Source organism: Vibrio tubiashii ATCC 19109, assembly GCF_000772105.1.
In the GTDB taxonomy this organism is placed as follows: domain Bacteria; phylum Pseudomonadota; class Gammaproteobacteria; order Enterobacterales; family Vibrionaceae; genus Vibrio; species Vibrio tubiashii.
Genome location: NZ_CP009355.1, coordinates 132030 through 155232, shown reverse-complemented (window position 1 = coordinate 155232; position 23203 = coordinate 132030). Strand labels below are relative to the sequence as shown.

21 protein-coding genes are annotated in these 23203 nt (G+C 42.8%); 7 read left to right on the top strand and 14 right to left on the bottom strand.

Translation table 11 applies throughout. The features are described 5' to 3' along the window. Positions 1–18 precede the first annotated feature (18 nt). The 5 genes from IX91_RS15850 to IX91_RS15830 form a co-directional block, all read right to left on the bottom strand. On the bottom strand, positions 19–723 hold the full coding sequence (locus IX91_RS15850) for a substrate-binding periplasmic protein (RefSeq protein ID WP_236642940.1): 705 nt from the start codon (positions 721–723) through the stop codon (positions 19–21). Positions 724–838: 115 nt separating this feature from the next. Continuing rightward, positions 839–1633: an MBL fold metallo-hydrolase gene (locus IX91_RS15845; protein ID WP_004744135.1), complete on the bottom strand. Its 795-nt coding sequence runs from the start codon at positions 1631–1633 to the stop codon at positions 839–841. Between the two features lie 155 nt (positions 1634–1788). Further along, on the bottom strand, positions 1789–2244 hold the full coding sequence (locus IX91_RS15840; protein WP_004744136.1) for a BLUF domain-containing protein: 456 nt from the start codon (positions 2242–2244) through the stop codon (positions 1789–1791). 172 nt (positions 2245–2416) lie between these two features. Further along, on the bottom strand, positions 2417–2635 hold the full coding sequence (locus IX91_RS15835; RefSeq protein WP_004744137.1) for a helix-turn-helix domain-containing protein: 219 nt from the start codon (positions 2633–2635) through the stop codon (positions 2417–2419). A gap of 10 nt (positions 2636–2645) precedes the next feature. Further along, on the bottom strand, positions 2646–3173 hold the full coding sequence (locus tag IX91_RS15830) for a DUF2975 domain-containing protein (RefSeq protein WP_004744138.1): 528 nt from the start codon (positions 3171–3173) through the stop codon (positions 2646–2648). Between the two features lie 164 nt (positions 3174–3337). Here IX91_RS15830 and IX91_RS15825 point away from each other — a divergent pair, with 164 nt between their 5' ends. Continuing rightward, positions 3338–3679, top strand: a complete 342-nt coding sequence (locus IX91_RS15825) for a hypothetical protein (RefSeq protein ID WP_004749571.1) — start codon at positions 3338–3340, stop codon at positions 3677–3679. 154 nt (positions 3680–3833) lie between these two features. Here IX91_RS15825 and IX91_RS15820 read toward each other — a convergent pair whose 3' ends face one another. After that, the gene (locus tag IX91_RS15820; RefSeq protein WP_004746607.1) at positions 3834–5450 is read right to left on the bottom strand and encodes an NAD(P)/FAD-dependent oxidoreductase; all 1617 of its coding nucleotides are present in this window, start codon (positions 5448–5450) and stop codon (positions 3834–3836) included. 181 nt (positions 5451–5631) lie between these two features. Between IX91_RS15820 and fdxA the strand changes: the two genes are divergently transcribed. After that, positions 5632–5955 (top strand): ferredoxin FdxA, encoded by a 324-nt coding sequence (gene fdxA / locus IX91_RS15815; protein ID WP_004746605.1) that lies wholly within the window; start codon positions 5632–5634, stop codon positions 5953–5955. On the opposite strand, the gene IX91_RS26410 is transcribed toward fdxA, so the two are convergent. After that, the gene (locus tag IX91_RS26410; RefSeq protein ID WP_144441810.1) at positions 5944–6189 is read right to left on the bottom strand and encodes a hypothetical protein; all 246 of its coding nucleotides are present in this window, start codon (positions 6187–6189) and stop codon (positions 5944–5946) included. The two genes, fdxA and IX91_RS26410, sit on opposite strands and share 12 nt — an antisense overlap. 187 nt (positions 6190–6376) lie before the next feature. Beyond that, a complete protein-coding gene (locus IX91_RS15810) occupies positions 6377–7687 on the bottom strand; it encodes a serine hydrolase domain-containing protein (RefSeq protein ID WP_004746604.1) in 1311 nt (436 codons plus the stop codon). Positions 7688–7799: 112 nt separating this feature from the next. Here IX91_RS15810 and IX91_RS15805 point away from each other — a divergent pair, with 112 nt between their 5' ends. Further along, positions 7800–8699: a LysR family transcriptional regulator gene (locus tag IX91_RS15805; protein WP_004746603.1), complete on the top strand. Its 900-nt coding sequence runs from the start codon at positions 7800–7802 to the stop codon at positions 8697–8699. Between the two features lie 3 nt (positions 8700–8702). Here the strand turns inward: IX91_RS15805 and IX91_RS15800 are convergent, their stop codons facing one another. The 4 genes from IX91_RS15800 to IX91_RS15785 all read right to left on the bottom strand — a co-directional run bounded on the left by IX91_RS15800 (position 8703) and on the right by IX91_RS15785 (position 13163). Beyond that, on the bottom strand, positions 8703–9461 hold the full coding sequence (locus IX91_RS15800; protein WP_004746602.1) for a hypothetical protein: 759 nt from the start codon (positions 9459–9461) through the stop codon (positions 8703–8705). 189 nt (positions 9462–9650) lie between these two features. After that, positions 9651–10541, bottom strand: coding sequence for a LysR family transcriptional regulator (locus IX91_RS15795; RefSeq protein ID WP_004746600.1), 891 nt, complete (start codon positions 10539–10541; stop codon positions 9651–9653). Between the two features lie 116 nt (positions 10542–10657). Next, on the bottom strand, positions 10658–11965 hold the full coding sequence (locus tag IX91_RS15790; protein ID WP_004749568.1) for a serine hydrolase domain-containing protein: 1308 nt from the start codon (positions 11963–11965) through the stop codon (positions 10658–10660). Between the two features lie 49 nt (positions 11966–12014). After that, positions 12015–13163 (bottom strand): carbohydrate porin, encoded by a 1149-nt coding sequence (locus tag IX91_RS15785; RefSeq protein WP_004746596.1) that lies wholly within the window; start codon positions 13161–13163, stop codon positions 12015–12017. Positions 13164–13398: 235 nt separating this feature from the next. Between IX91_RS15785 and IX91_RS15780 the strand changes: the two genes are divergently transcribed. Together IX91_RS15780 and IX91_RS15775 are read left to right on the top strand one after the other, a co-directional pair. Beyond that, positions 13399–14484, top strand: coding sequence for an efflux RND transporter periplasmic adaptor subunit (locus IX91_RS15780; protein WP_004746595.1), 1086 nt, complete (start codon positions 13399–13401; stop codon positions 14482–14484). A gap of 5 nt (positions 14485–14489) precedes the next feature. Next, complete coding sequence (locus tag IX91_RS15775; RefSeq protein WP_004746592.1) at positions 14490–17621, top strand: efflux RND transporter permease subunit; 3132 nt, start codon at positions 14490–14492, stop codon at positions 17619–17621. A 46-nt stretch (positions 17622–17667) separates the two neighbouring features. Here the strand turns inward: IX91_RS15775 and IX91_RS15770 are convergent, their stop codons facing one another. Further along, positions 17668–18582 (bottom strand): LysR family transcriptional regulator, encoded by a 915-nt coding sequence (locus tag IX91_RS15770; RefSeq protein ID WP_004746591.1) that lies wholly within the window; start codon positions 18580–18582, stop codon positions 17668–17670. 147 nt (positions 18583–18729) lie between these two features. Here IX91_RS15770 and IX91_RS15765 point away from each other — a divergent pair, with 147 nt between their 5' ends. After that, a complete protein-coding gene (locus tag IX91_RS15765) occupies positions 18730–19695 on the top strand; it encodes an alpha/beta hydrolase (protein ID WP_004746590.1) in 966 nt (321 codons plus the stop codon). A 675-nt stretch (positions 19696–20370) separates the two neighbouring features. Here IX91_RS15765 and IX91_RS15760 read toward each other — a convergent pair. Continuing rightward, entirely contained in the window at positions 20371–21117 is a 747-nt protein-coding gene (locus IX91_RS15760) for a 4'-phosphopantetheinyl transferase family protein (protein WP_158217698.1), read from the bottom strand. Between the two features lie 380 nt (positions 21118–21497). Here IX91_RS15760 and IX91_RS15755 point away from each other — a divergent pair, with 380 nt between their 5' ends. Continuing rightward, the gene (locus IX91_RS15755; RefSeq protein WP_004746586.1) at positions 21498–23174 is read left to right on the top strand and encodes a non-ribosomal peptide synthetase; all 1677 of its coding nucleotides are present in this window, start codon (positions 21498–21500) and stop codon (positions 23172–23174) included. Positions 23175–23203: the final 29 nt, after the last annotated feature.

Here is a 23203-nt window from a genome sequence, read left to right as displayed (position 1 = left end):
ACCATCAGGTGCCCTAATTTATTCGTACTTTTTAATCAGATCGGCAATTCTTCCCGACTGTTGCAGTGACTTCAGCCCGGCATTAAAAGCCGATAGAATACTCTCTTTGTTTGGATGATCACGACTGATAGCAATATATAACGGGTTTTCTGCTAATGGTTTGTCGATCAAAGCGAAGTCATTAATCTCTAACTCATTGTTTTTTAAATACCATAAGAAAAAGAACTTATCGGCCACTAACGCATCGATCCGGCCAGCTTTTAACTTTCTCACGTTGGTGGCTAAACTATCAGAGTCCATCCGATCAAAAGCATTCGATTTCAAGAAGTCATCATCATAGGCATAGCCTCGCAATACTCCAATCCGTTTCTCTTTTAAACTTTCTAGACCTGTATAACTGAATGAGTTTTCTTTTAGCGATACAAAGATGAGTGAATTGGTCAGATAGGCATCACTGAAATCAAGATACTCGAGTCTCTCGCTACTCTTCCAAACGGTCAGCGCAATATCATAGCGCTGAGTCGTTACCTCCCTTAAAGCTCGGCTCCATGGTTTAATGGTATTTTTAATGGTGTAGCCTTGTTCAGCAAAGGCTTCCGAAATAATCTCATAGGCCAAACCTTTCACTTCTGCAGAGTCGATAACATATGGCGGCCATTCATCCTGTATCGTCCATAATATGCGTGAAGGAACCTGCGCTTGAGCTGAAAAGACAAACAACATACATATTGTGATAAACCGGACAATCATGGTTAGTCCCTCTCAATCATATTTCGAGTTAGAGTCACCGCTTCTCGGCACCTAACCTCGGTTCTCTCCGCCTTTTATAACACAACGCTTAGTGAAGAGAATGCAACGCGGTAAGGTTAAACTCTAACGCTGGCTTAAGAAGCTTTGGGGGCGTGAGTTGATGATCTCGTCCCTCCCTTTTATCAACAAATTGTTGGCATGAGGTATTCTCATCAACCAAGATGTTGTCATGCTTTTCATCACCTATCGTGGTTTTATAATGGAGGTTTTCTGCCTTATCTGGGTAATCATGACAAAGGTACACTTCTGTACTGTCCTTCAATTCATACAACTTACGTATCGACTCAAACATTTTCTCAGCGCTGCCACCAGGAAAGTCAGCCCGACCCGTACCATTAAAAAACAATGAGTCACCAACAAACAGTGCATCACCTATCTTAAAGGTTAAGTCAGATTGGGTGTGTCCGGGTGTCGCAATGACCTCTAAGTGAGAATTGCCAAAATCCATCTCTTCATTTTCCAATAGATAATGTTCAAAGTGATAAAGCTCACTGAGACACAGTTCGTCCTTCCACTGCGCATAAACCTCCTTGACCCCTTCCGAAACATAAATCGGAGCCTGAAGTTCCTTACTCAAATAAAACGAACCCGACAAATGATCCGCGTGAATATGCGTTTCCAAAATAGCTACTATGTGCAGCTGATTAAGTTGAATATGATCAATAATCTCTTGCGCGGACTCATAGCTAATCTCGTCATTTTTCACATCATAATTGGCAACAGGATCAATGATAATCGCTTCTTTTGTATCCTGATCAGCCACCACATAGCTTATGGTGCCAGAGTCAGGATGAAAAAAATGTTGGATGTTCTGAGATGCCATTTTGCCTCCTTGAGAGGGGTCGGATTCAATAGGAAAAATAGAACAGCGAATAGTACTCAGTTTAGACCTTTGTCAGGATCATGAAGGAAAAAAGTACGACTAAAATAAACAATGCAATCGTAATATTATGTTCGTAGAGCAAGCAAATACTTGGTTTAACGATAAGTTTTCGATAAGGCATCGCTGTGCAAATAAGCGAGTGGCAGGTGACTTCTTAACTCAGTAATTAACTCGTTTGCAGATTGTGCATCAAGTCTATATGGGTTGAATTCAGGTGAATCCATAAAATAGAAGTTGAGCGTTTTTAGAATCTCTGATTGAAGCAAATAAGCCATAGACCAACCGCTAAACTGCCTATTTTCGATTGAACTTTTATCTAACAGCGTGACATTACAATGACGCTTATCTTTCTGGATACGGCGATAGGTAGACTCCACATTCTCCTCGCTGCCTTCCAAATACTGTATAAAATAATGTTGATTGAAATACAAAATCCCAGTGACTTCATGTTCACCATTATTTCCCTGAGCACTGTTCATTATGTCTTCAAAAGATGTCAGCTCAAACTCCTTGCTAACTGTGCTCACATAGATAAGTTTAATCAGATCCATTGATATACCTCAATGTGCATATAGACAAAGCTTAGTCGCCAGCACACTAACTTACAAAATGATCACTAAACTAATGCAAATTAAAGATATTAAAGCGAGAAAAGATATCAAACGTAAAAAAGCCAGAGATTAACACTGGCTTTTTAAGGTCATCATCAATTGGCTACATCAGTTAGGTATCGCTCTCAGTAGGCGTATATTCGAGCAAATCGCCTGGCTGGCAATCCAGGTGCTTGCAGATTGCTTCTAAAGTAGACAATTTGACCGCTTTGGCACGGCCATTTTTAAGCACTGATAGGTTCTGCTCGGTAATACCAACTAGTTTCGCCAACTCATTGGAGCGCATTTTCCGTTTAGCTAGCATTACATCTAGGTTGATTACAATCGCCATAAACTTTCACTTAAATTGTCAGCTCACTTTCTTCTTGAAGCTCTGCTGCTCTTTCCATTACTACTGCAATAACACGAACCACCAATCCAATAACAAACATTGTGATGTCAGCGTCATTCACTTCAAACGATACGTTCCAATTTCCGTCATTGTACGACAATGCGAAGCTAAGAAGTATGCCCATAATAAGTTGAACGAAAGGCGTTGCCATCAATAAGTAACTGATCTTTTTGTAACACAGTGTATTTTGACGTTCAAAGATCTGACCTTTTTCATACAAACGAAAGAGGACTATCAACTGCCACAGTAGAGCCATTGTCAAAAACGTTGTCAGCATACTTGGCAAAAAACCAATCAATGACCGAGTCAAACTTAAAGGCAATGTCACCTCAACGGGAAAGCCAGCCTTAAACCATTCAGCATCCCATAACGTTGCAGAAAACCAAAATACCGTATTTAACACGGCGGTAAAAACAAGAGAGAACCAAAATAGCACCAATAAATTTCGACTAAATTTGCTGATAGATTGTTGTGTCATGAGAGGACCTAAGTGAACTTAACTTGAGTATATCTTAGGCAAATAAAACCTACTTAGCAATAAAAAATTATCGTAAAACGATAATTTTTTATTGCTTAAATTTTATTTTGGCTCTAATTTATAAAAGTAACTTCGCTAAAGATTTTATAGACAGGCACCTTTTTATGACCAAACATTTGTTGCTAGCTTTCTTACTATCCGCTACTACCACCAGCGCCTATGCGGGTACATTCCTTGATGAATTACCTCAGAACCATACTATCTCTGCTCCAGTCCAGTGGCAGCCTTCCCCTTACGATGAAGATACGACACCGATACAAACTCAATTTTCAGGAGATGAATGTACAGAGAGAACCCAAGACTCTTTTGACGCAAAAAATCCGAAGCAAAAAAGCAGTGATGTAAAATGTTACATTACCCAATTCCCTAGCAAAGGAATCGAAACTCACGTTCAATCAAATGAGAACGGAGAAATCAGTGCTGGATTTAAATGGGAGATTGATTAGAGTTTAATGTTCAAACTCAGCGGCCCCTTTCAACTCAAATTGGAACTCGTAATCACCTTGGTGAGCCAGACGAATTGAATACTCCCACCACCTTATAGAGATAAAAAAGGCCCTTCTGCCATAACAGAAGAGCCTAGATATTTGATTAGTGAGATTACGCGTTTTCTAGGTCAGCAACCATTGCCTTAGAAAGAGCTTCAGCCACCTTGATACCGTCAATGCCCGCAGAAAGGATACCACCTGCATAACCAGCCCCTTCACCTGCTGGGTAGAAGCCTTTAAGGTTGATGCTCTGGAAGTCTTTGCCACGCTTGATACAAACTGGAGAAGATGTACGAGTTTCAACACCAGTCAATAAACCGTCATCAGACGCAAAGCCTTTGATCTTCTTATCAAACGCTGGAATTGCTTCACGGATCGCTTCAATGGCAAAATCTGGTAGCGCTTTAGAGATATCCGTTAGGTGGATACCCGGAGTGAATGACGGCTGAACGTCGCCAATCTCACTCGGATCGCGACCTTTAAGGAAGTCACCAATCTTCTGTGCTGGCGCATCGTAGTTTTCACCACCAAGTACGTAAGCACCTGACTCAAGCTCACGTTGGAAACGGACACCTGCTAGTGGATCACCTGGGTAATCACGTTCAGGGTCGATACCCACAACGATTGCACTGTTCGCGTTACGCTCTGAACGCGAGTATTGGCTCATACCATTAGTCACAACGCGACCTTCTTCAGACGTAGCGGCGACGACTGTACCACCCGGACACATACAGAAACTGTATACAGTACGACCATTCTTACAATGATGAACCAGTTTGTAGTCAGCGGCACCTAAGATTGGGTTACCGGCATTTTTACCAAAACGTGCTTCGTCGATCATCGACTGCTTGTGCTCAATACGGAAACCAACCGAGAACGGCTTCGCTTCCATGTACACGCCGCGATCGTGCAGCATTTCGAATGTATCACGCGCACTGTGACCTACGGCTAGAACAACGTAGCGAGATTTGATCTCTTCACCGTTCGATAGGGTTAGACCCGTGATTTGCTCGCCATCCATGTGGATATCATCGACGCGAGTGCTAAAGCGGATTTCACCACCCAGTTCGATAATTTTCGCACGCATCTTCTCGATCATCGTTACCAGCTTAAAGGTACCAATGTGAGGCTTACTTACGTACATGATCTCTTCTGGAGCGCCTGCTGCAACAAACTCAGTGATTACTTTACGACCGTAGAAGTTTGGATCTTTTACTTGGCTATAAAGCTTACCGTCAGAGAACGTACCTGCACCACCCTCACCAAACTGAACGTTTGATTCCGTGTTTAGAGTTCGCTTACGCCAGAAGCCGAAGGTATCTTTTGTACGCTCACGAACCTCTTTACCGCGCTCAACAACGATAGGTTTAAAGCCCGCTTGCGCAAGAATCAATGCCGCGAACAAACCACATGGACCAAAGCCGATAACCACAGGACGTTCCGTCACGTTCTCAGGCGCTTTGGCAACGAATTTGTACTCCATGTCTGGCGTTTCTTTTACGTGCGGATCACTAACGAACTGCTCAAGTAGTGCAGTTTCATTTTCAACCACCACGTCTAGCGTGTAGATCAATAGAATGTTGGCTTTTTTACGAGCATCGTAGCCACGTCTAAATACATTGTAAGAGATGACTTGGTCTTCAGAGATGCCAAGCTTCTTGGTAATGGCAGCAGTCAGCGCCTCTTCCTCATGATCAAGAGGAAGTTTAATTTCATTTAAACGTATCATGTTGATGTCTCGTATAGATAGGTGTCTTAGCCAGAACCGTTTGACGAACGGTCAGCTCACAATGGCGCGCATTTTACGAGAAATTGAATTGTCTGTCATACTAAATCAAACATATTGAATTTTGGCTTGGGATGAGTATTATCCCCTTTCCTCAATTTTGACTTATACAAGAGCATTCATCATGGCGTTTGTCGTAACTGATAACTGTATCCAATGTAAATACACTGACTGTGTCGCTGTATGTCCGGCAGATGCGTTTCATGAAGGCCCAAACTTTATGGTCATCAATCCAATCGAATGCATTGATTGTGGTCTGTGTGTTGATGAATGTGATGCGCACGCGATCTTCCAAGAAGATGAAGTGCCAGACGATCAAACCCTCTTCATTGAGCTCAATGCCGAACTTGCCGAGCTTTGGCCAGTACAAACCGAAGTGAAACCCGCCATGGATGAAGCCGAAAAATGGAACGGCGTGCCAGACAAGCTAGGTATGCTAGAGAAGTAGCGAGAAAGCGAGAAAGCGAGAAAGCGAGAAAGCGAGAAAGCGAGAAAGCGAGAAAGCGAGAAAGCGAGAAAGCGAGAAAGCGAGAAAGCGAGAAAGCGAGAAAGCGAGAAAGCGAGAAAGCGAGAAAGCGAGAATTTTGAAGGGTTGGCATTTTGTGTCAACCCTTTGTTTTTCTGGGATATCCGCAGGAATAAGGAACGAGTGAGTTGGGATCTCTAACTTGTTTTTGAACAATTGTGAGTTACGACCTATAGGGCATTCTGATTTTTTGGATTACTTTATGCATCGCATCCATACAACCAGACTACGTATGCTAGCCATATTCCCTTATCCACTACACCTGTCAATCCCACTTTAAAATGTCCTGTTCTCAGCAAAGTAGAAATGTCCTGTTGTTAACTGAGTTATATAGCCCGTGGTATCACTTCGCATAATGGTTCGCGATCGCTTCAAAAGCAGCTAGCCTTGGCTGGTTAGTCTGCCTCGCAGCGTTTGAGGCGGATTCAGCTGACGAAAACGTAGCAATCACGAGATTTTGGTCTTGGTTTATATAAAGGTGTTGTCCGTAAACCCCTCTAAAAGTCGCAATTCCCTTTTTGCTGTCATGTACCCAAAGGTAATTCTTATAACCTTCTAACCACTCATCGTATACGCCAGAACCTTTCTCTTTATAAACACTACGATCCATATGCGCTTTTTCGTCGTCAGTTAGATTGAAGGTGTCTTCAATCCAAGCTTTTGAAAATATCTGGTGGTCGTTATAAAAACCATCATTAGCAATTGCCATTCCAACTCTAGCAAAGTCTCTCAAGGTGGTGGAGATACCACCAGTTGCAATCGGAGTGAATGTCATATCAGCCATAAACGTTGCATCGTGTTCAACACCCAACTTAGACCATATGTTTTCAGCGATGAAATCTTGAAGTGGTTGCCCAGAAACTCTAGCTATTAGCCAACCGATAACATCGACATTTGGAGAGTGGTATTCATATTTATAGTTAACAGCCAGTTCCGGATTTTGGGTAAAGTGAGGAGCAAACTCTAAAACGCCTCTCGGTGTATCATCTTGTGTTGGATCGATAGCCATTAAGTCATAAGCAGGCACTAAACCTAGACGGCGAAAATACTCAAAATGCATCGTACCAGGAGTGATATTTGCGTAGTCTTCACTGTAGTCCAATGCTGATGTCATGTTCAGAACCGTACGTACCGTTTGGTTTCCAAAATGACTGCCCTTTAATTCCTCTAAGTATTCATCAACATTCTTATTCGGATCTATTTTACCTTGCTCAACCAAAATACCAATGGCCTGGCCCATTAATGACTTAGAGCTGGATGCCCACATGTGATGATCTTTTGGTCCAAATGTACCAAAATAGTCTTCATGCACAATATGCCCATCTTTTATGACAATATACCCATCTGTGCGGTCATTTATCATCGCCTCATCAACAGTATATGTTTGGTTTCCCGAAGAGAACTTTAGGTCAGCAATTGAACCGTCTAGTGCTGACGGTATCACTGATATGTTGCCATCTCGTGGCACTATTAATGTAGGGTGAATTCCCATGTTTTGAAAAGCCCAATGGTTGTAATCTGAATGCATCCAATTACTCAATGTCACTTGCTCATGCGCTTCTGTCATAGGTGAGTACATAGCATTGGCATTGTCACTAGCAATTGCCGAAAACGAGGTTAATGAGATTAAAGCAGCTATCGATTTCAGTTTCATATTTTGGTTCCTAGTTGATCTAACTTACTTTAGGGCCAATTTTACGTTTGAAATATGATACGTACGAATCCATAATGGATGGAATTTCCATCCATAAACATAGTGAACAGTGATGATTACGTTAGAACAACTTTCATGTTTTAAGACCGTTTATGAATTGAATAGCTACAGCAAAGCCGCAAGAGCAACAAATAAAACGCGTGCAACGGTTCGCGAAAGAGTGAAGGCATTAGAAGATATTTTGGGCTTCGAACTGTTTGAAACTGAAGGAAAATCATTAGTACCTACAGAGCAAGCACACCATTTGTTCCCTAGAGCTGAGAACTTAACTCGACAATCTAAAGAGTTTTACAATGTAGCGCTATCCACATTTTCAACTCAAATCACCACAGTTACGTTACACCATGACGATCTTGTGCCTTTATGTTTACTGTCTGATATTGATGACGCTATTGGAGATGAATTCCCAGATATTTCCGTTAACTGGTTACAAAGAGACCGAAAAACGAGCTTAGACGAGATAGAGTCTGGCGATGCAACTTTTGCAATTATGCCAACCGTTGGAAAAATATTTCCCAACACTAAAGTCGGTCTAATCAACTTAGGTACCTATCGTTATGGACTTTACACATCTACAAACTCATCCATATCCAATCATGTAATTGACTTGAATGAGCTTACGACTGAAGACTTTATATTGACCGAAAACTCGGTTTTGAATGAAATGAGATACGCTAATATCAGCAACCGGAAGCACCTGATATCAAACAACGATATGTTGTTGCACAAAATACAGAAAAAGGGTTGGACACTATTGAGCATCGCTAACGCGCAGCCTTATGTAGAGTCTGGCAAGCTAAGAAAAATCGAAATTAATGAAGCGTTAGGCGACTTGAGGCAGGAGTTGGTCTTGTTCTACCCGTTAAACTCTGAAATGGATAGAACAAGACGCCGTATCATTGAAATTGCGAAGGAATGTGCGAAAGATTTTGCTCTCAGCCGCCTCGCATAATGTCTAGAAGTACCATTTTATACCGACTTCAGCTTTTAGTTCAGGGTCACCTTCCAGTTGATGACCACCAGGTAATGTGACGTCGGTGGTATTATACTGCAACTTAGAAATAAACCACTGCCTTCTATCCGTGCTAGTTGGCGCATTAAGCAGGAAGTTAAATGATTTAGACGTCATTTCAACCTCATCACCACTCACGCTAAAATACTCAGGCCAAAATTGAATAAAAGCTCCGCTGTTACCAACTGGTACGGTACCGAATAAATTCAACATGTAACCATCTGCTGACTCTCCAAAAACTTCACCTGTTGTATATGCTGCATTCGGAAATACCATCATTCCTGGGGTATATGCAGGGTTGATCAAGCCAATGGCACCAACAGAAAGCAAGCCTGTATCATCAAGTCCAGAATGCTTTAAGTGGATTAAATCTGTCGAGAATCCCACTTTTGGCATAATGGTATTATTAAATTCATGAACCTGAAAATATTGTGCACGTCCTCCTAGATAGTCGGTTCCAAATTGATTGCCTTTATCGGCATCTGTATTTCCAAAATTCCCTTCCACAAAGCCTGCATAGCTTATTGATTCATTCCACGCGCCTGTGAACATTGTCGTTAAGCGAATGTCCGCGTCAGAGCTTACAAATATCGCAGCTTGAGTGTATACATTCGTTAGATCAGAGGGGTCAATTGCTTCGTCTGCGAAACTAGGAAAGGTCATTATTGATAATAACGTGGCACCTAATGTGTATTTTTTCATATGTTTTCACCATTGCTAATTCTTTCATCCTTATGTTTTTTTCCCTAAAAGAATGATAACAAGGTTACTTTCACCACATTCAGTCACATATACAGGGCTTTCCCCATCAAATGACTGAAGGAACGCATTGTAATGGATATTTGGCCTAAGGCGAGTAGAGAGGGGAAATAATGAATCTCCCAAGTGCGGTTAATCTAGGTACTTTTTAGCATATTGAGAGATGATAGCCATTACACCTGAAATTGTTGAATCAAATTCCATTGATGACGAATAGAATATGCACGCATTAAAGCCAAACCCGTTTACGATATCGAATTGCTTGAGTTTTACTAGTTCATCATTATCACAATAACGTTTTGCAAATGCTTCTGATAGAATTGCCCAGCCATGATTTTTCAAAAAGCTTGCGATTATCTCGTTATTACTTACCAAGTGATAGGCAGGTGATACCACCATCCCTTTAAGCGACGCTTCATAGTGATTTTCGTTAATATACTGCTTATATTGTTGTAGATCGGAGACTTTAACGGAATCAAGTTTGGTCAATGGGTGGTTAGGGTTAGTGTAGACATACAATGGGATGCGGCCTAGGTTGATGTAATTCACTTCCTTTTCTGGATGGATATAGTTTTTGACAGGCATTAACGCAATGTGTGCTTCTCCAGAAACCAAATCCTTCATCGCTTCTGAACGATTACGATGCAACCAATTGAATTGCAGATGAGGATAAGCTTTATTTGTCATCTCTTCTATCCCCGCTAGCATCGAAGCAGGAATCATAGCGTCATGGTAAATATTGACCGTTAAGATGTCCTTATCAAAAGTACCGAGGGCAGCGCTTTCAAATTCTTCTATTTGCCGCACAATTGCTCGAGCTCGGGAATAAAGTTTTTGGGCCATCGCAGTAGGAATGGCTGAACGCCCTTCAATGGTAAACAGCGCCGTACCAATATTATCCTCTAGAATAATGACATGCTCACGGATAGTTGTTCTATCTCGCTTAAGAGCACGAGCTCCAGCGCTAAATGAACCGTTGTCAAAAACGGCACAGAAGCTGATGATCTGATCTTTAGTAAACATGATCTACCCTAGTCTAATATTATGTACATTTGGCTACTAGATATAGGTTATCAAAAAAATCTGATCAAAGTGGTATTGAGCCGTAAAACACGACTCAATACACGGTTTATAACGGGTTATTTACGAAATACTTGCTGAACAATTTCTCTCGCGTACCCCTCTAACCAAATTTTGTTCTTGTAGCTAGAAGAGAACCAGACAACGACAGTGTCGGTTTCTGGTGAAACATAAATCGCCTGTCCTGTACGTCCCGACTTGTATAAATCACCATCGCAAAAAACGGCATCCCACTGATATGCTGCACCGATACAGTCTGTTCCGAAATTATTCACCATGCGCTGCCCCATATAGTCAACACCGATAAAAGTTTCCGTATTTGATGCTTTGTATACCGATTCAAAATAACGGTCAGGCACAATTTGCTCGTTTGCTACTTTATTCCAGCTTGGGGTATAAAGCATTGCATAACGTCCAAGGTCGCTCAGCCGTGAAGCAAAAATGCCAAAGGCTGCTGGTTCTCCCGACATTGAGAGTCCAAGTAACGCATCTCCTTCCATACCCGCTTTTTTCCAAACTCTATCACTAATCAGATCTTGCAGTGGGGTTTGAGTGATCGTTTCAATTATTTCCCCAAGCACAAATGTATTGATAGACGAGTACTCAAACATTGTTCCTGGTTCTCTAAGTTTTTCTGCTCTTATTACTTGACCCAGAAACGCAGACCCCTCTGGTAAAGAATCATCTCCAGTCGCAATACGATAAAAATCAGTGATTGGGTGACCCGGGACACCAACAGATCGTTCATTAATATCCAATCCTGAATGCTGGTTTAAAATATCTTCGATCTTAACGTCATCCCATACTGTTCCATCTAAAGGATTTAGATACTCGCTTGCAGACTTCGTTAAATCGAGCTTCCCCTCTTCAACCAGTTGGCTGGCCAATAAACTCACTATTGTTTTTGTTGCTGATGCCCAAAGATGATTATCTTCTTGTCTAAGCCCAGGGTATTGCTCATATACGATCTCGCCTTTATGAATCACAAGCATTGCTCGCATTCGTGAACGCTCGTCTTTAAGCATTTCTTCAACGCTTAAGTCACCCAATGCTGTAGTAGCTCTAACCTTCGCTATGTCCGGTATTATACTAGTCGGTAGTTCCGAGACCTGCCCGCCGCGAGACACAACCGTAGTTGGTAAAAACTCACTTATATGAGCCGCAGCATATAAGCCGACATCACCAGCGTCCTGCATTGCCATGAAGTTGTACGCATTCCTATATTCAAAAGTTTGCTCTGCAGAAAGGCCATTGCCCAATGTCCAAACTGGCGTTAGATGCTCAGGAACACTAACCTGGGTACTCGACAATACAGCACTTGAAAATATAACGGGTAAAACCTTTAGAGCCGTTTTTAAAGATTTCATATCACACCTATTTTGTTAAATTAGTTTAGAAAAATTTTGTTCTGTACTGTTAAAACTTTATGTTAGTTCTTAGTCCAAAAATTAATGCGTGTTTTTCACTGCTATCCATCGCTTGCAAATATTGCATATCACCAGTGATATGAATACTTGGTGTAACTGCGTAGCTATAGAACGCCTCAACACCTTGCTCATTCCTTATTTCAAACTCACCTATCTGACCATTAATTGAATCTTGAGCGGAGTTTGAGATGTTGTGTAAGAAGTATCCCACGCCCCATTGGTCATTTACCCGGTGCGGTATAAGCGCACTGCCTCCAATGCCTCCAGAAAAGGTACCACTGAGTAAGTTTGGGTTGCCATCTGCAACAGCGGCTCGTATGTAAACGCCCCACGCATTGGCAGGATTGGCGGCATCTTCATAGATGTTGTGTGAAACTTGTGCTCGTAAATTATATTTTCCCGACGCATAAGCTGTAGGATCAACAAGATTGTCTAAGTCCTTCCCTTCTTCTGTACTATAAGTTGCTGTCAATGACACATTACTGTTTCTGTCTAGTATTTTGAGATCTTTAGAGGCTGTTAACGACAAATTAATCCCATCTTGGAAGATTTCACTAAAGTGATCACTTGTGTAGCGATTGCGTGGGTCATAGATCATTGCTGTCCAATTAACAGGGGTTGTTTGCCAATTCGCGACTAAACCTATAAATGCGGGTGGCACAACACCACTTGGCGGAGCAGAAAATGCTAGATTCATAAATCCATAACGTCCTGCACCTCCATAAAATTCGCCATCCTTAAGCAACTCAAATGCATCAATTTTACCTAGTAAAAATGCGCCTTGGCTGAACTGATGTGAATAATAAAGCGACGATAAAAACAAATCTTCACTTAAAAAAGCAGCACTGTTTGGTGAAAAGTAAGGTGAACCATTAATACCAAAAGTATTGTGTCCACCATTGTGAGCCTGTAGTTGTGCGCTGAGTTTTCCATTTTCCCACATTGAAAGCTTTTCGAAGTCTACGCTTGCTTTCATATCAAGACGATGAAAAAAGTCTGCTGTTTTTGTCGGTGTACCTGATGCCAGTCCTTGGTAAATACCTGTATATTCCATGTCGAAGTCAAAAGCGTGTTCAGCTAATACCGAGTATGAACTCACTAACAACGCTATTGTAACTGTCAATTTCGCCTGTTTCATGGTGCCCCCCTTCAAAGCATTGAAGAAGATGACATAAACTGCTTCCTCCACTTAAGTCACTTATGAAGGGTTAAGCCCATCAGGTAAAAGTTTTAATAGTGTGAGGGATCCCTCCTCATAAGTAACTTAGCGCCCTAGACTTTATTGTTTACTCTCTCCCTGAATTGTCGAACGAAGCCGTAATGAATCAATCGGCAACCTAAAACGATGTGCAGATACGCTCTGGAGAGTCAGAATGAAACGTCCTTTGTTGTTAGCAATGCTAATACTTTTCTTAACCGGCTGTGTAGAAAACAGCACTGAATCACAACTCAATGAAACACAGCCAGCTCCTACAGCTGTAACCATTGAACGTGCTCAGTCTCATCTACACGCTCCCACCACTTTCTTTAATGCACGAATACAAGCAATTGAATCAGCTAGCTTAACGCCAAGGACGACCGGCTTTTTACTACGAAAAAACTTTTCAGATGGAGCGATTGTTGAAGAGGGAGACATATTATTTGAAATTGACCCAACTACTTATGAAGCTGCTGTACAGGCCGCTGTTGCAGGGTTAGAAGAAGCGGAAGCATCATTAGATTTAATTAAAATTACTCACGACAGACAAGAGTCACTGCTTAATTCTGGTGGTATTTCACAGGCTAACTTCGATCGCGTAGAAGCCGATTTTAAAGCGGCCAAATCAAAGGTTCAAGCAGCCAAGGCCAATCTAATAGTGCAGAATGACAACCTTGAAAACACAAAGGTAAAAGCACCTTATTCAGGCCAGATTGGTCGCTCTAACTTTTCAATTGGTGACATGGTTGGGCCGGACTTTGGGCCGCTAACCGATATTGTACAAGTTACTCCGATAGAAGCTTCATTTTCACTCAATGAGAATGAGCTTACACAGCACAAAATCCGTGCAGGTAAAGGATCCGATTACTCCCTAAAAGTAGACGGTTATGTTCTCGATCTTAAAGGTAATATCAGTTTTATTGACAACAAAGTAAACGCAAACAGCGGTACTGTTAATATTGCTGCTCAGTTTGACAACATCAGCGGTACCTTAATCCCAAATCAGTTTGTCAGAGTAGGGATTAGCCCATCGCAACCACTCGAAGGTGTCGTCATTCCCCACAAATCCGTATTTCAAGATAAAGAAAGTCAATACGTACTTACCGTTTCCCAAGGCGTTGCTACAAAGCAGGAAGTGACCATAGCGGCACGCCTAGGGCAAGAGGTCTTTATTACTGAGGGTTTGTACGAGAATACGCCTGTCATTATCGGTGGGCAGCAACGAATTAGGCCTGGAAGCCCAGTGACCTTTGAGGAGTAAACGGTATGCTCAGTAAATTTTTTATACTTAGACCCAAATTTGCTTTTGTTATTTCAATCTTTCTAACACTGATTGGTTTAATTGCAATCAAGACAATGCCAATCGCAGAGTACCCAAGTGTCACTCCACCACAAGTTCGAGTTGTCGCAACTATGCCAGGCGCTAGTGCACAAACAGTAAAAGAAGTCATTGGAACGCCTATTGAACAAGAGATCAATGGCGTAGATGGTATGGTCTACATGCAGTCTAGATCAACTAATGACGGTCGTTACTTTTTAAACATCACATTTGATAATGCCACTGATTCGGATATGGCAATGGTTAACGTGTCGAATCGTGTAGCCGCTGCGGAAAACATGCTACCGTTTGACGTTCGAGCCAGAGGCATCAATATCCGTAAAGCAACCCCTGACGATCTCATCGCTATTGCTTTCTATTCCGAAGATCAAAGCATGTCGGAGCTAGAGTTGAATAGCTGGGTTGAAGCAAACTTTATGGAGCGAATCGCACGTATCCCAGGACTGGCCACCACTAACCTGATTGGCGCTACTTATGGTATGCGGATTTGGCTTGATATTGACAAAATGACATCACTTGGGGTTACAACTGCAGAAGTTAAGTCTGCAATTACGGAGCAAAATACAGTTATTCCTGCTGGTCGTATTGGCCAAGGTCCAAGTCGAGAAAATACCGCGCTTCAATTTAACTTGATCACACAAGGCCGTTTATCGAGTACTGAAGAATTCTCCGATATCATGATTCGAACTCTCCCTGACGGCAACCACGTCTTTCTTGGTGATGTCGCCCGAATAGAGATAGGCAGCCAATTTTATGATGCTTACGCCACCTATCTTGGATCTGAAGCTGCCTTAGTTACAACACAAGCCAATCCAGATGCCAATGCGCTGGAAACAGGTGCTGATCTTAAAGCAGTGCTAGATGAAATTGAACCATTAATGCCACACGGAATGAAAGTAGCGATTCCGTATGACACAACATTGGCGGTTGACGCATCGATTAAGAGTATTGTTGAAACCCTATTTGTGGCTGTTGGCTTAGTTGTCGCAGTAACCTATCTATTTTTAGGAAATATTCGAGCCACGCTTGCGCCAGTTGTAGCGATTCCTGTATCTCTAATCGGAACTTTTGCATTCATGCAGATCGGTGGTTTCAGTATTAATACTGTTACTCTGTTCGGGTTAGTATTAGCGATAGGTATTGTGGTCGATAATGCAATATTAGTGGTTGAAAATGTTGAGCGTTTACTAGAAGAAAACGCCCATTTCTCCGCTAGTGATGCAACAATTCAAGCCATGAAAGAAGTTACTGGCCCCATCATTGCGTCCACACTGGTTATGTTAGCGGTATTTATTCCTGTCGCACTGCTGCCAGGCATCACAGGGCTCATGTTTGCTCAATTCTCGATCACGATATGTATCGCTCTCGTGCTTTCTGCGGTAAACGCTTTAACTTTATCACCGGCGATATGTGCGATGGTAATGAAACGGAATACACAGCATGCTAAATGGTTTATTGCATTTAATCGACTCTTTGAAAAAGTTACGGTTGGCTATGGAAAAATTGTCACTGTATTGGTAAGAAAAACACTAGTTTTGAGTGTGACATTTGGGTTAGGCATAGCAGCCATTGTTGCGATGAATGATAAATTACCAACGGCTTTTGTACCCGCAGAAGACAAAGGTGTGCTCGCACTTGCCATATTCTTACCAGACAATGCATCTAAAGAGCGTACACATAATTTATTGTCTCAAGCACAAGAGATCCTCAATAACGACCCTGCCATTGATGATTATGCGGCGGCTATTGGCTTCAATGCCTTGACCGGCGGTGTTGCATCGAACGCTGCAACGATGTTCATCAACTTAAAACATTGGGATGACCGATTACAGTTAGATGGTGACCATTCGCAAGCTGCTGTTGTTCAGCGACTAAACCAACAGCTTTATCAACTCGATGGAGCAATAAGTATCGCAATGGGATTACCACCCATCCCAGGGTTAGGCGTTGGTGATGCGATGGAATTCATGCTGCAAGACACTGCAGGTCGTAGCGCACAAGAACTTGCACAAATGACCTACGCATTAGTCGCAGCTGCGAACCAAGCACCAGAAATAAGCAATGCGATGACAACTTATCGAGCTAATGTGCCTCACTATAATGTTGACATTGATCGTCAAAAAGCACGTGAGTTAGGCGCATCTATCTCAGGAATCAATGACGCATTAGCAACGCATCTCGCTTCAGCCTATGTTAATGATTTTGCATTGAATGGACGAAGCTATCGTGTATTTGTTCAAGCTGAAGGGTTACAGAGAAATGATGTAGAGGATGTTTTGCGCATTCACGTACCGTCTGCTAATGGACAACAGGTGCCGCTATCTGCGGTAGCAACGATTGAGCCATGGCTAGAGCCTGATTTGGTCACAAGCTACAACATGCTTATTGCCGCTCGCATACAATTGAGCCCGGCAGAAGGTTTCTCTTCAGGCGAAGCGATAGCGGCAATGGAACGCGTGGCAAACGAAGTACTCGAACTCGGTTACGACTACGAATGGACAAGTATGGCGTATCAGGAAAAACTATCGGGTAATACAGCGCAAATTGCATTACTGCTAGCGCTGGTATTCATTTATCTATTTCTTGTTGCACAATATGAGTCTTGGGCACTACCAGCAGCCATCATAATCGTTGCGCCAACGGCAGCACTCGGAAGTTTTGCTGCATTGCTTATCGGTGGGCAAGCCTTCTCTATCTATGGGCAAATAGGATTAATCCTATTAATCTCTTTGGCGGCAAAAAACGCAATTTTAATGGTTGAGTTCTCAAAGATTAAACGCGAAGTGGAAGGGCTCAGTATTGAAGATGCAGCAATACAGGGTGGAAAAATGCGCTTTAGAGCGGTGAATATGACCTCATGGTCGTTCATCCTCGGAATCTTGCCATTAGTTTTTGCGCAAGGTGCTGGTGCGGTTTCACAAAATACCACCGGACTCGCACTATTAGGGGGCATGGTTATGGTGCTATGTATGGGCTCAATAATGACACCGGGCTTCTACGCTGTATTCCAGCGCCTACGGGAAAAATTTAAAACCCCTGCCACTTCGCCAGACAAGTAGAGTGGGATTTAAACACGGCTTCCATAGGCCCGTTGATTGACAAGGACTAGGAAAATACCTGATTTCCAGCGTCTTCAACAATCTGCTTAAACACCGATCTTAACGGATCGGTGTTTACTCTTTCATGGAATAGTAGGCAAAATGTTTGACGTGGTATATAGGAAACGGGCTTCGAAACTACGGCGTACTGACTGAAGAAATCATCATTGGTATTAGCAGAAAACAGAATACGATCTGTCTCAGATAGGGCCATAGTAGCAAACTCCATTGATGAAGCAGAAAACACCACCTGACGTTGCTTGCCCTGTTTTCCTCTTAAATACTCTATCCACCGTTCAACATTATCGTTTGTATTCAATACAACATGGGGATAGTTAAAGATCTCTCCCTCTTGCAACCCTATCGCCGCTTTAGAGTGATTGGCACACATGACAATTTGGTAAGTGACTTCAACTAAAGGAACGGATTGAATTTGTGAACAATTTTCAGGAACAAAGCCAATAGCAAAATCTAATTTCGACTCTTTTAAGTCGCTGACTACTGAATCATTCCAATCAATTATCTCAAGGTGGATATTTGGTAACCTCATGCTCACAGCGTGCAAAAGTTTACTCATAAAGTCTTGAGAGCCATTGCGATGACAGGCCATCTTGATTGTGCCGACAGCACTCTTTTCATCAAATACTCGTCCAAACAACAAGTTTTCCATAGCATCAAGTTGAGCCGTTAATGTTGGTTCTATTTGTCTAGCAAACGTTGTTGGTTCGAGTCCACGCCCTGAACGAATCAACAAAGGATCATCCAAAAATTCTCTCAACTTCCCCAGCTGGTAACTAACCGTGCTCTGTTGAAGATCGAGTTGCTCTGCTGTGTGAGATACATTTTTAGTTTTAATCAGAATGAGTAATGTGCGTAACATCTTCAAATCTAACTTCGCTAACTTTTCAAAAGGAATCGGCATACCACACACAATCCACGACATTTATTTCTCATGAAACTAGCATACACATTTAAATCGAAATATTCGATAGCTGTTATCATGGCCATCATATTGTTCGATTTAATTATTCATCGCAATATAGCCCTAAACCAAAACGAGGGTTAATCCATGAATAAAATTTCAATCAATACACTACTCACCACAGTATTGTTTTCTACTGTCGCAGCAGCAGACTTGAAGGGAGAGCATTTCACTGCACAACTGGACGTGCCTTACGCAAAAGGAAAGGTCACAATAGATGGTCAAATAACCGAAAGAGACCTACTCATGGATGTTGTACAGCCTAAAACGCCTCTAGCTGAAGAGAACCCAGTGGTAGTAATGACATTTGGTGGTAACTTTATTCGCGGAGGGCGAAATGATGTTTACTCTATCGCCGGAGCACAAACGACAACAATGCGAGACTATTGCAGGCATTTTGCCGAAGTGGGTTATACCTGCGTTGCGATCGACTATCGATTATCTGGTGAAGAGCCAGTTCCTTCAAATATCGGTTACTCTGACGATATCCTGATTGAAGAGCAATTTCAGTTAAAGGACCTACATCAACGACATAATATGATACGAGAATTGAATGGATTAGAGCCATTAGCTTACGATTCTCCAGTGTTAAGAAATACGATTATTTCTGCTGCTGAAGACCTTTATAAGGCAATCGCACACCTACAAGACAATGCTGATGACTACAATATTGACCCAAATCGAATCGCTATTGGCGGATTCTCTGCCGGCGCTATGACAAGCTTTAATGTTGCATATGGTATGAATGCGCCAGTAAAAGCGGTTATTGCAAACTCTTCTATGGGGCTTGGATTCGATGTCGATAAAGCGAGCATGAATAATGAAAACTTACCTCCAGCTATGCTGAGCATGGGTCAATATGATCTAGACCCGCTGATCCAAATGGCGCAACACAACATTCCTGCATTTGAGAAGCTAGGTATTGAAATCGAGAGCCATTGGGTTCCAGGATTCGGGCATTTTTACCCGGCAGGAGCGATAACGCTTGGGAGTGATGTTTCAAGACAGCCCCTATTGGAACGTATGATTACATTCCTTAACAAAAACTTGTAAGCCATCTCCTTTAATTCATGATGGCCTTTTACTGATTGTTTTTTTGCATGGAAGGTCATCATTTTTTAATTTTAAGGATATTCATTCCTCTACTTAATGGATTCTCGGTACACCGCTTCCGCCACTTTCTCGTGCATCTCTTTGTTTCAACCTAGCAGCACCAGATCACTGTAGAGGTAGAACAGACATGATATTGCCTCTTCATGATTTTGTCGTAAAATTTCAACAGTCTAGAACATCAAAAGGCAATATCAATATATGGGGGTTTCAGCATTCTAGGGCAAACACCTCGTCACTCCCTCATTAGCAGAGCTTCACCCTTTGTCTTATCACCACCAACACTAACAAGGTTTTGGACATTTATTGGTTAGATGAGAGACCTAGTTTATTCCTTTGTGATAACTTTTATTAATCAAAAGATGCCACAATCTGGTTTTACATTGGACAAGTTATGCATAGGTATTCAAACAGTAAGGTTAAACTTTGCATTTGTAAGTACTTATAGCAACCGTCAGCTAGAAATTAAGCTTGTTCTAGCACAAGCTTAATTTCTTCTGCATTCGGTGTGTACTGCCAACAGCGCAGCAGTCAGCGTGCTAGGCTGCACATATGATATCGATGATAAACCCCAGGCAATATATAGATATTGAAAATAATGTGTTAACGCTAAAGCTACTATCTACGAGAAGAACTTAAGATAACAGTTGTCACCGTTGACGCCTGTAAAAAACACTCGCATCGAAATAAGTTTTGTCCTAAGCAGTGCCGTGCAAGAGACGGCTCAAGCGCCAGAACGAGTGTTTGGTCGGTCCTATCAAACTCGACGACACAGGCGCTTTCAAACCCAAAATACCGACCTATTAAAGGAAACGTCGCTTTGAACAAGCTCTCTTTGGCCGAAAAAATCAGCGAGGTTGCTTCCTCACGCTTCAACCCTTGCTCGATCAAAAGCATCAATTCACGCCCCTGACAGATTTGCGACTCTATCTCAGCTGCCGTAACCGCATCTAGCCAATGTTCGACATCGATACCGACAAAAGGGTGAACCGCCTGCTCTGCAACCAGCGCCACAGCACGAGCGCCGGTATGGGATATGGCCCCAGTCATGTCTTGTGGCCACAGTGGCTCTCGATGAGAACCAATCAAGACCTTCTGCTCAACCACTGACAAGACCGACATACTTAAACTGGCCATATACCTTCCAGCAATAAACTCTGCCTGGCGCTTTGCTACGCTTCGTTGTACGGATAGGGGGATAGTAATATTGAGCGTCGCCGCTAATTCAGGGTCGCATTCAGGGAGAGCAAAATGACATTGAGACAACACCGCCCGCCCACTCTGAGCGATATAGCGTTCAATGTGCGAGATTCCCGCTTTCGGCGCGGGTACAGAATCCAAACAGTTCAGAAAATCACGATACATAGCTCACCAATTCGAACATAAAAGCCCGACCATACTGCTCAATACGATGGCCATCAAGCCATGTTTTTTCATGGATGAGACAAATAGTTAACCCCTCGTCCAAAATGAGATCCATATCAAACCAGTTGATATGCAACGTTGACGGTTTTGTTATGGGCATGGATGATGCGCGAGCACTGTTCGGGAGGAGAACAACCTCAATAATTATTAATAATTTCAATAATATAAAAATAGTAAACAGCGAGTCCTAAGATTCGCCTCCCAACACTATAGAGCACGTACCGGATACATTAATTACCGATAATTAACTTCAATCAACGTCGTCAGCTCAGATAACTTAAGGAATTGATGATGAATAAAACCAGTAGCTAGGATCTAACATGTCATCAGTGATCAACAGATTTAACCAAATCGTCGCCGCTCAGCCCAATAAGGTAGCGCTGAACAGTGAACAGGAACAATTGACCTACCAACAACTGAATCATCGTGCCACCTTGGTTGCTCAGTCGTTGGTAAGTCAAGGGCTCTCCGGCCAGCTTGTTGTGCTCCACTTTCCATCTTCCATTGAATTGGTTGTCTCGATATTGGGTGTACTGAAGGCAGGCGGCACCTATGTCTGCTTAGACACTGCCTATCCTCAACAGCGTAAGCAATATATTCTTGATAAATCACAATCTCGCGCTGTCATTACCCGCCAACCCCTCGATCTGGCAGTCGACTTGACTCTCGACTATTCATTACTGCTCCTTGAGCCTCTTCACACAGTGCCAGCGCACATTGACCCTAGCCCGATCATGAACGTGATTTTCACTTCCGGTTCGACAGGTGAGCCCAAAGGCGTCAAACTCAGCCACACCAATATCTTGAGCTTTATCGATACCCACAGTGATATCGTTGCGACTGACTGTATGCCACAGTTATCATCGATCGCCTTCGATGCCTTTCAGTTTGAACTCTGGGTCATGTTGCTCAATGGAGGCACCCTGTGCTTGTTGCCAGAAAAAACGCTGCTCAATGCCCCGGCACTCAAACAAGCGATTGAACGGCATCAAATCACAATGGCCTTTGTCACAACGGCACTTGTCAATCTCGGGGTCTTGAATCACTTCATCCACCAACCGACGATCCGTCGACTTTACTTTGGTGGTGAGGAATTGAAGTCGAATGCGATCAAACATGACTTTCCTGACTATGACTTTGAGTTGGTACACTGCTATGGGCCATCTGAAACCTCAGTGTGGAACGTGTCTTATCATTGCCAGCAATGGGAAGCTACTCTCCCATTAGGCAATCCACTATCAAACAGTACCCTTTTGCTCGTCGACCAGCATGGCCAGGCAATCACAACCCCAAATCAGATCGGGGAAATCTACATTGGCGGCCCCTGCGTCTCGGAAGGCTATCTACACGATGACCCCCTTACTCAGCAAAGCTTTAAGGTGATTGACGGGACTCGCTATTTCAAAACCGCGGATATGGCGATGTGGAACGCTGACGCACAATTGGTCTACTCTCACCGGATTGGCAATACGGTCAAGCACAATGGCTACCGCGTTAATCTCAACGAAATTGATCGCGCTATCCAATCTTGTGACAATCAAGTGCAGTCTGTCACCACACAATTGAACGGTGAGTTAGCGACGTTTTATTGCCAAACCCAGCTCGATGAACTCGCGATACGACACCGTTTAAACGCTATCCTTCCTGCGTACATGTGCCCAACTCACATCGTGAAAGTGGCGCAGTTTCCTCTCACTCCGCATGGCAAGATTGACGTCCCGGCACTGCATCATCATCTCAATGAACGTCAGTGTTACACACAATCCAGTGAGGACAGCGCTGATCTTATCCTTACCATCTGGCGCAAGCTACTCGGTAACCCTGCGATAGATTTGGACGACAGGTACTTTGAATGTGGCGGAAATTCGGTGCTGCTGCTGAAGCTGCAGCGCGAGCTGAATAAGCAATTCAGCCTCAAAGTGAAGGTGAGTGACCTCTTCGCCCACACGACCGTCTCTGAACAAGCCGAATTGATCGATAGCCTGATTGAACAGTAATTACATGCGCTGTAGGTCAAAGGCCTGCA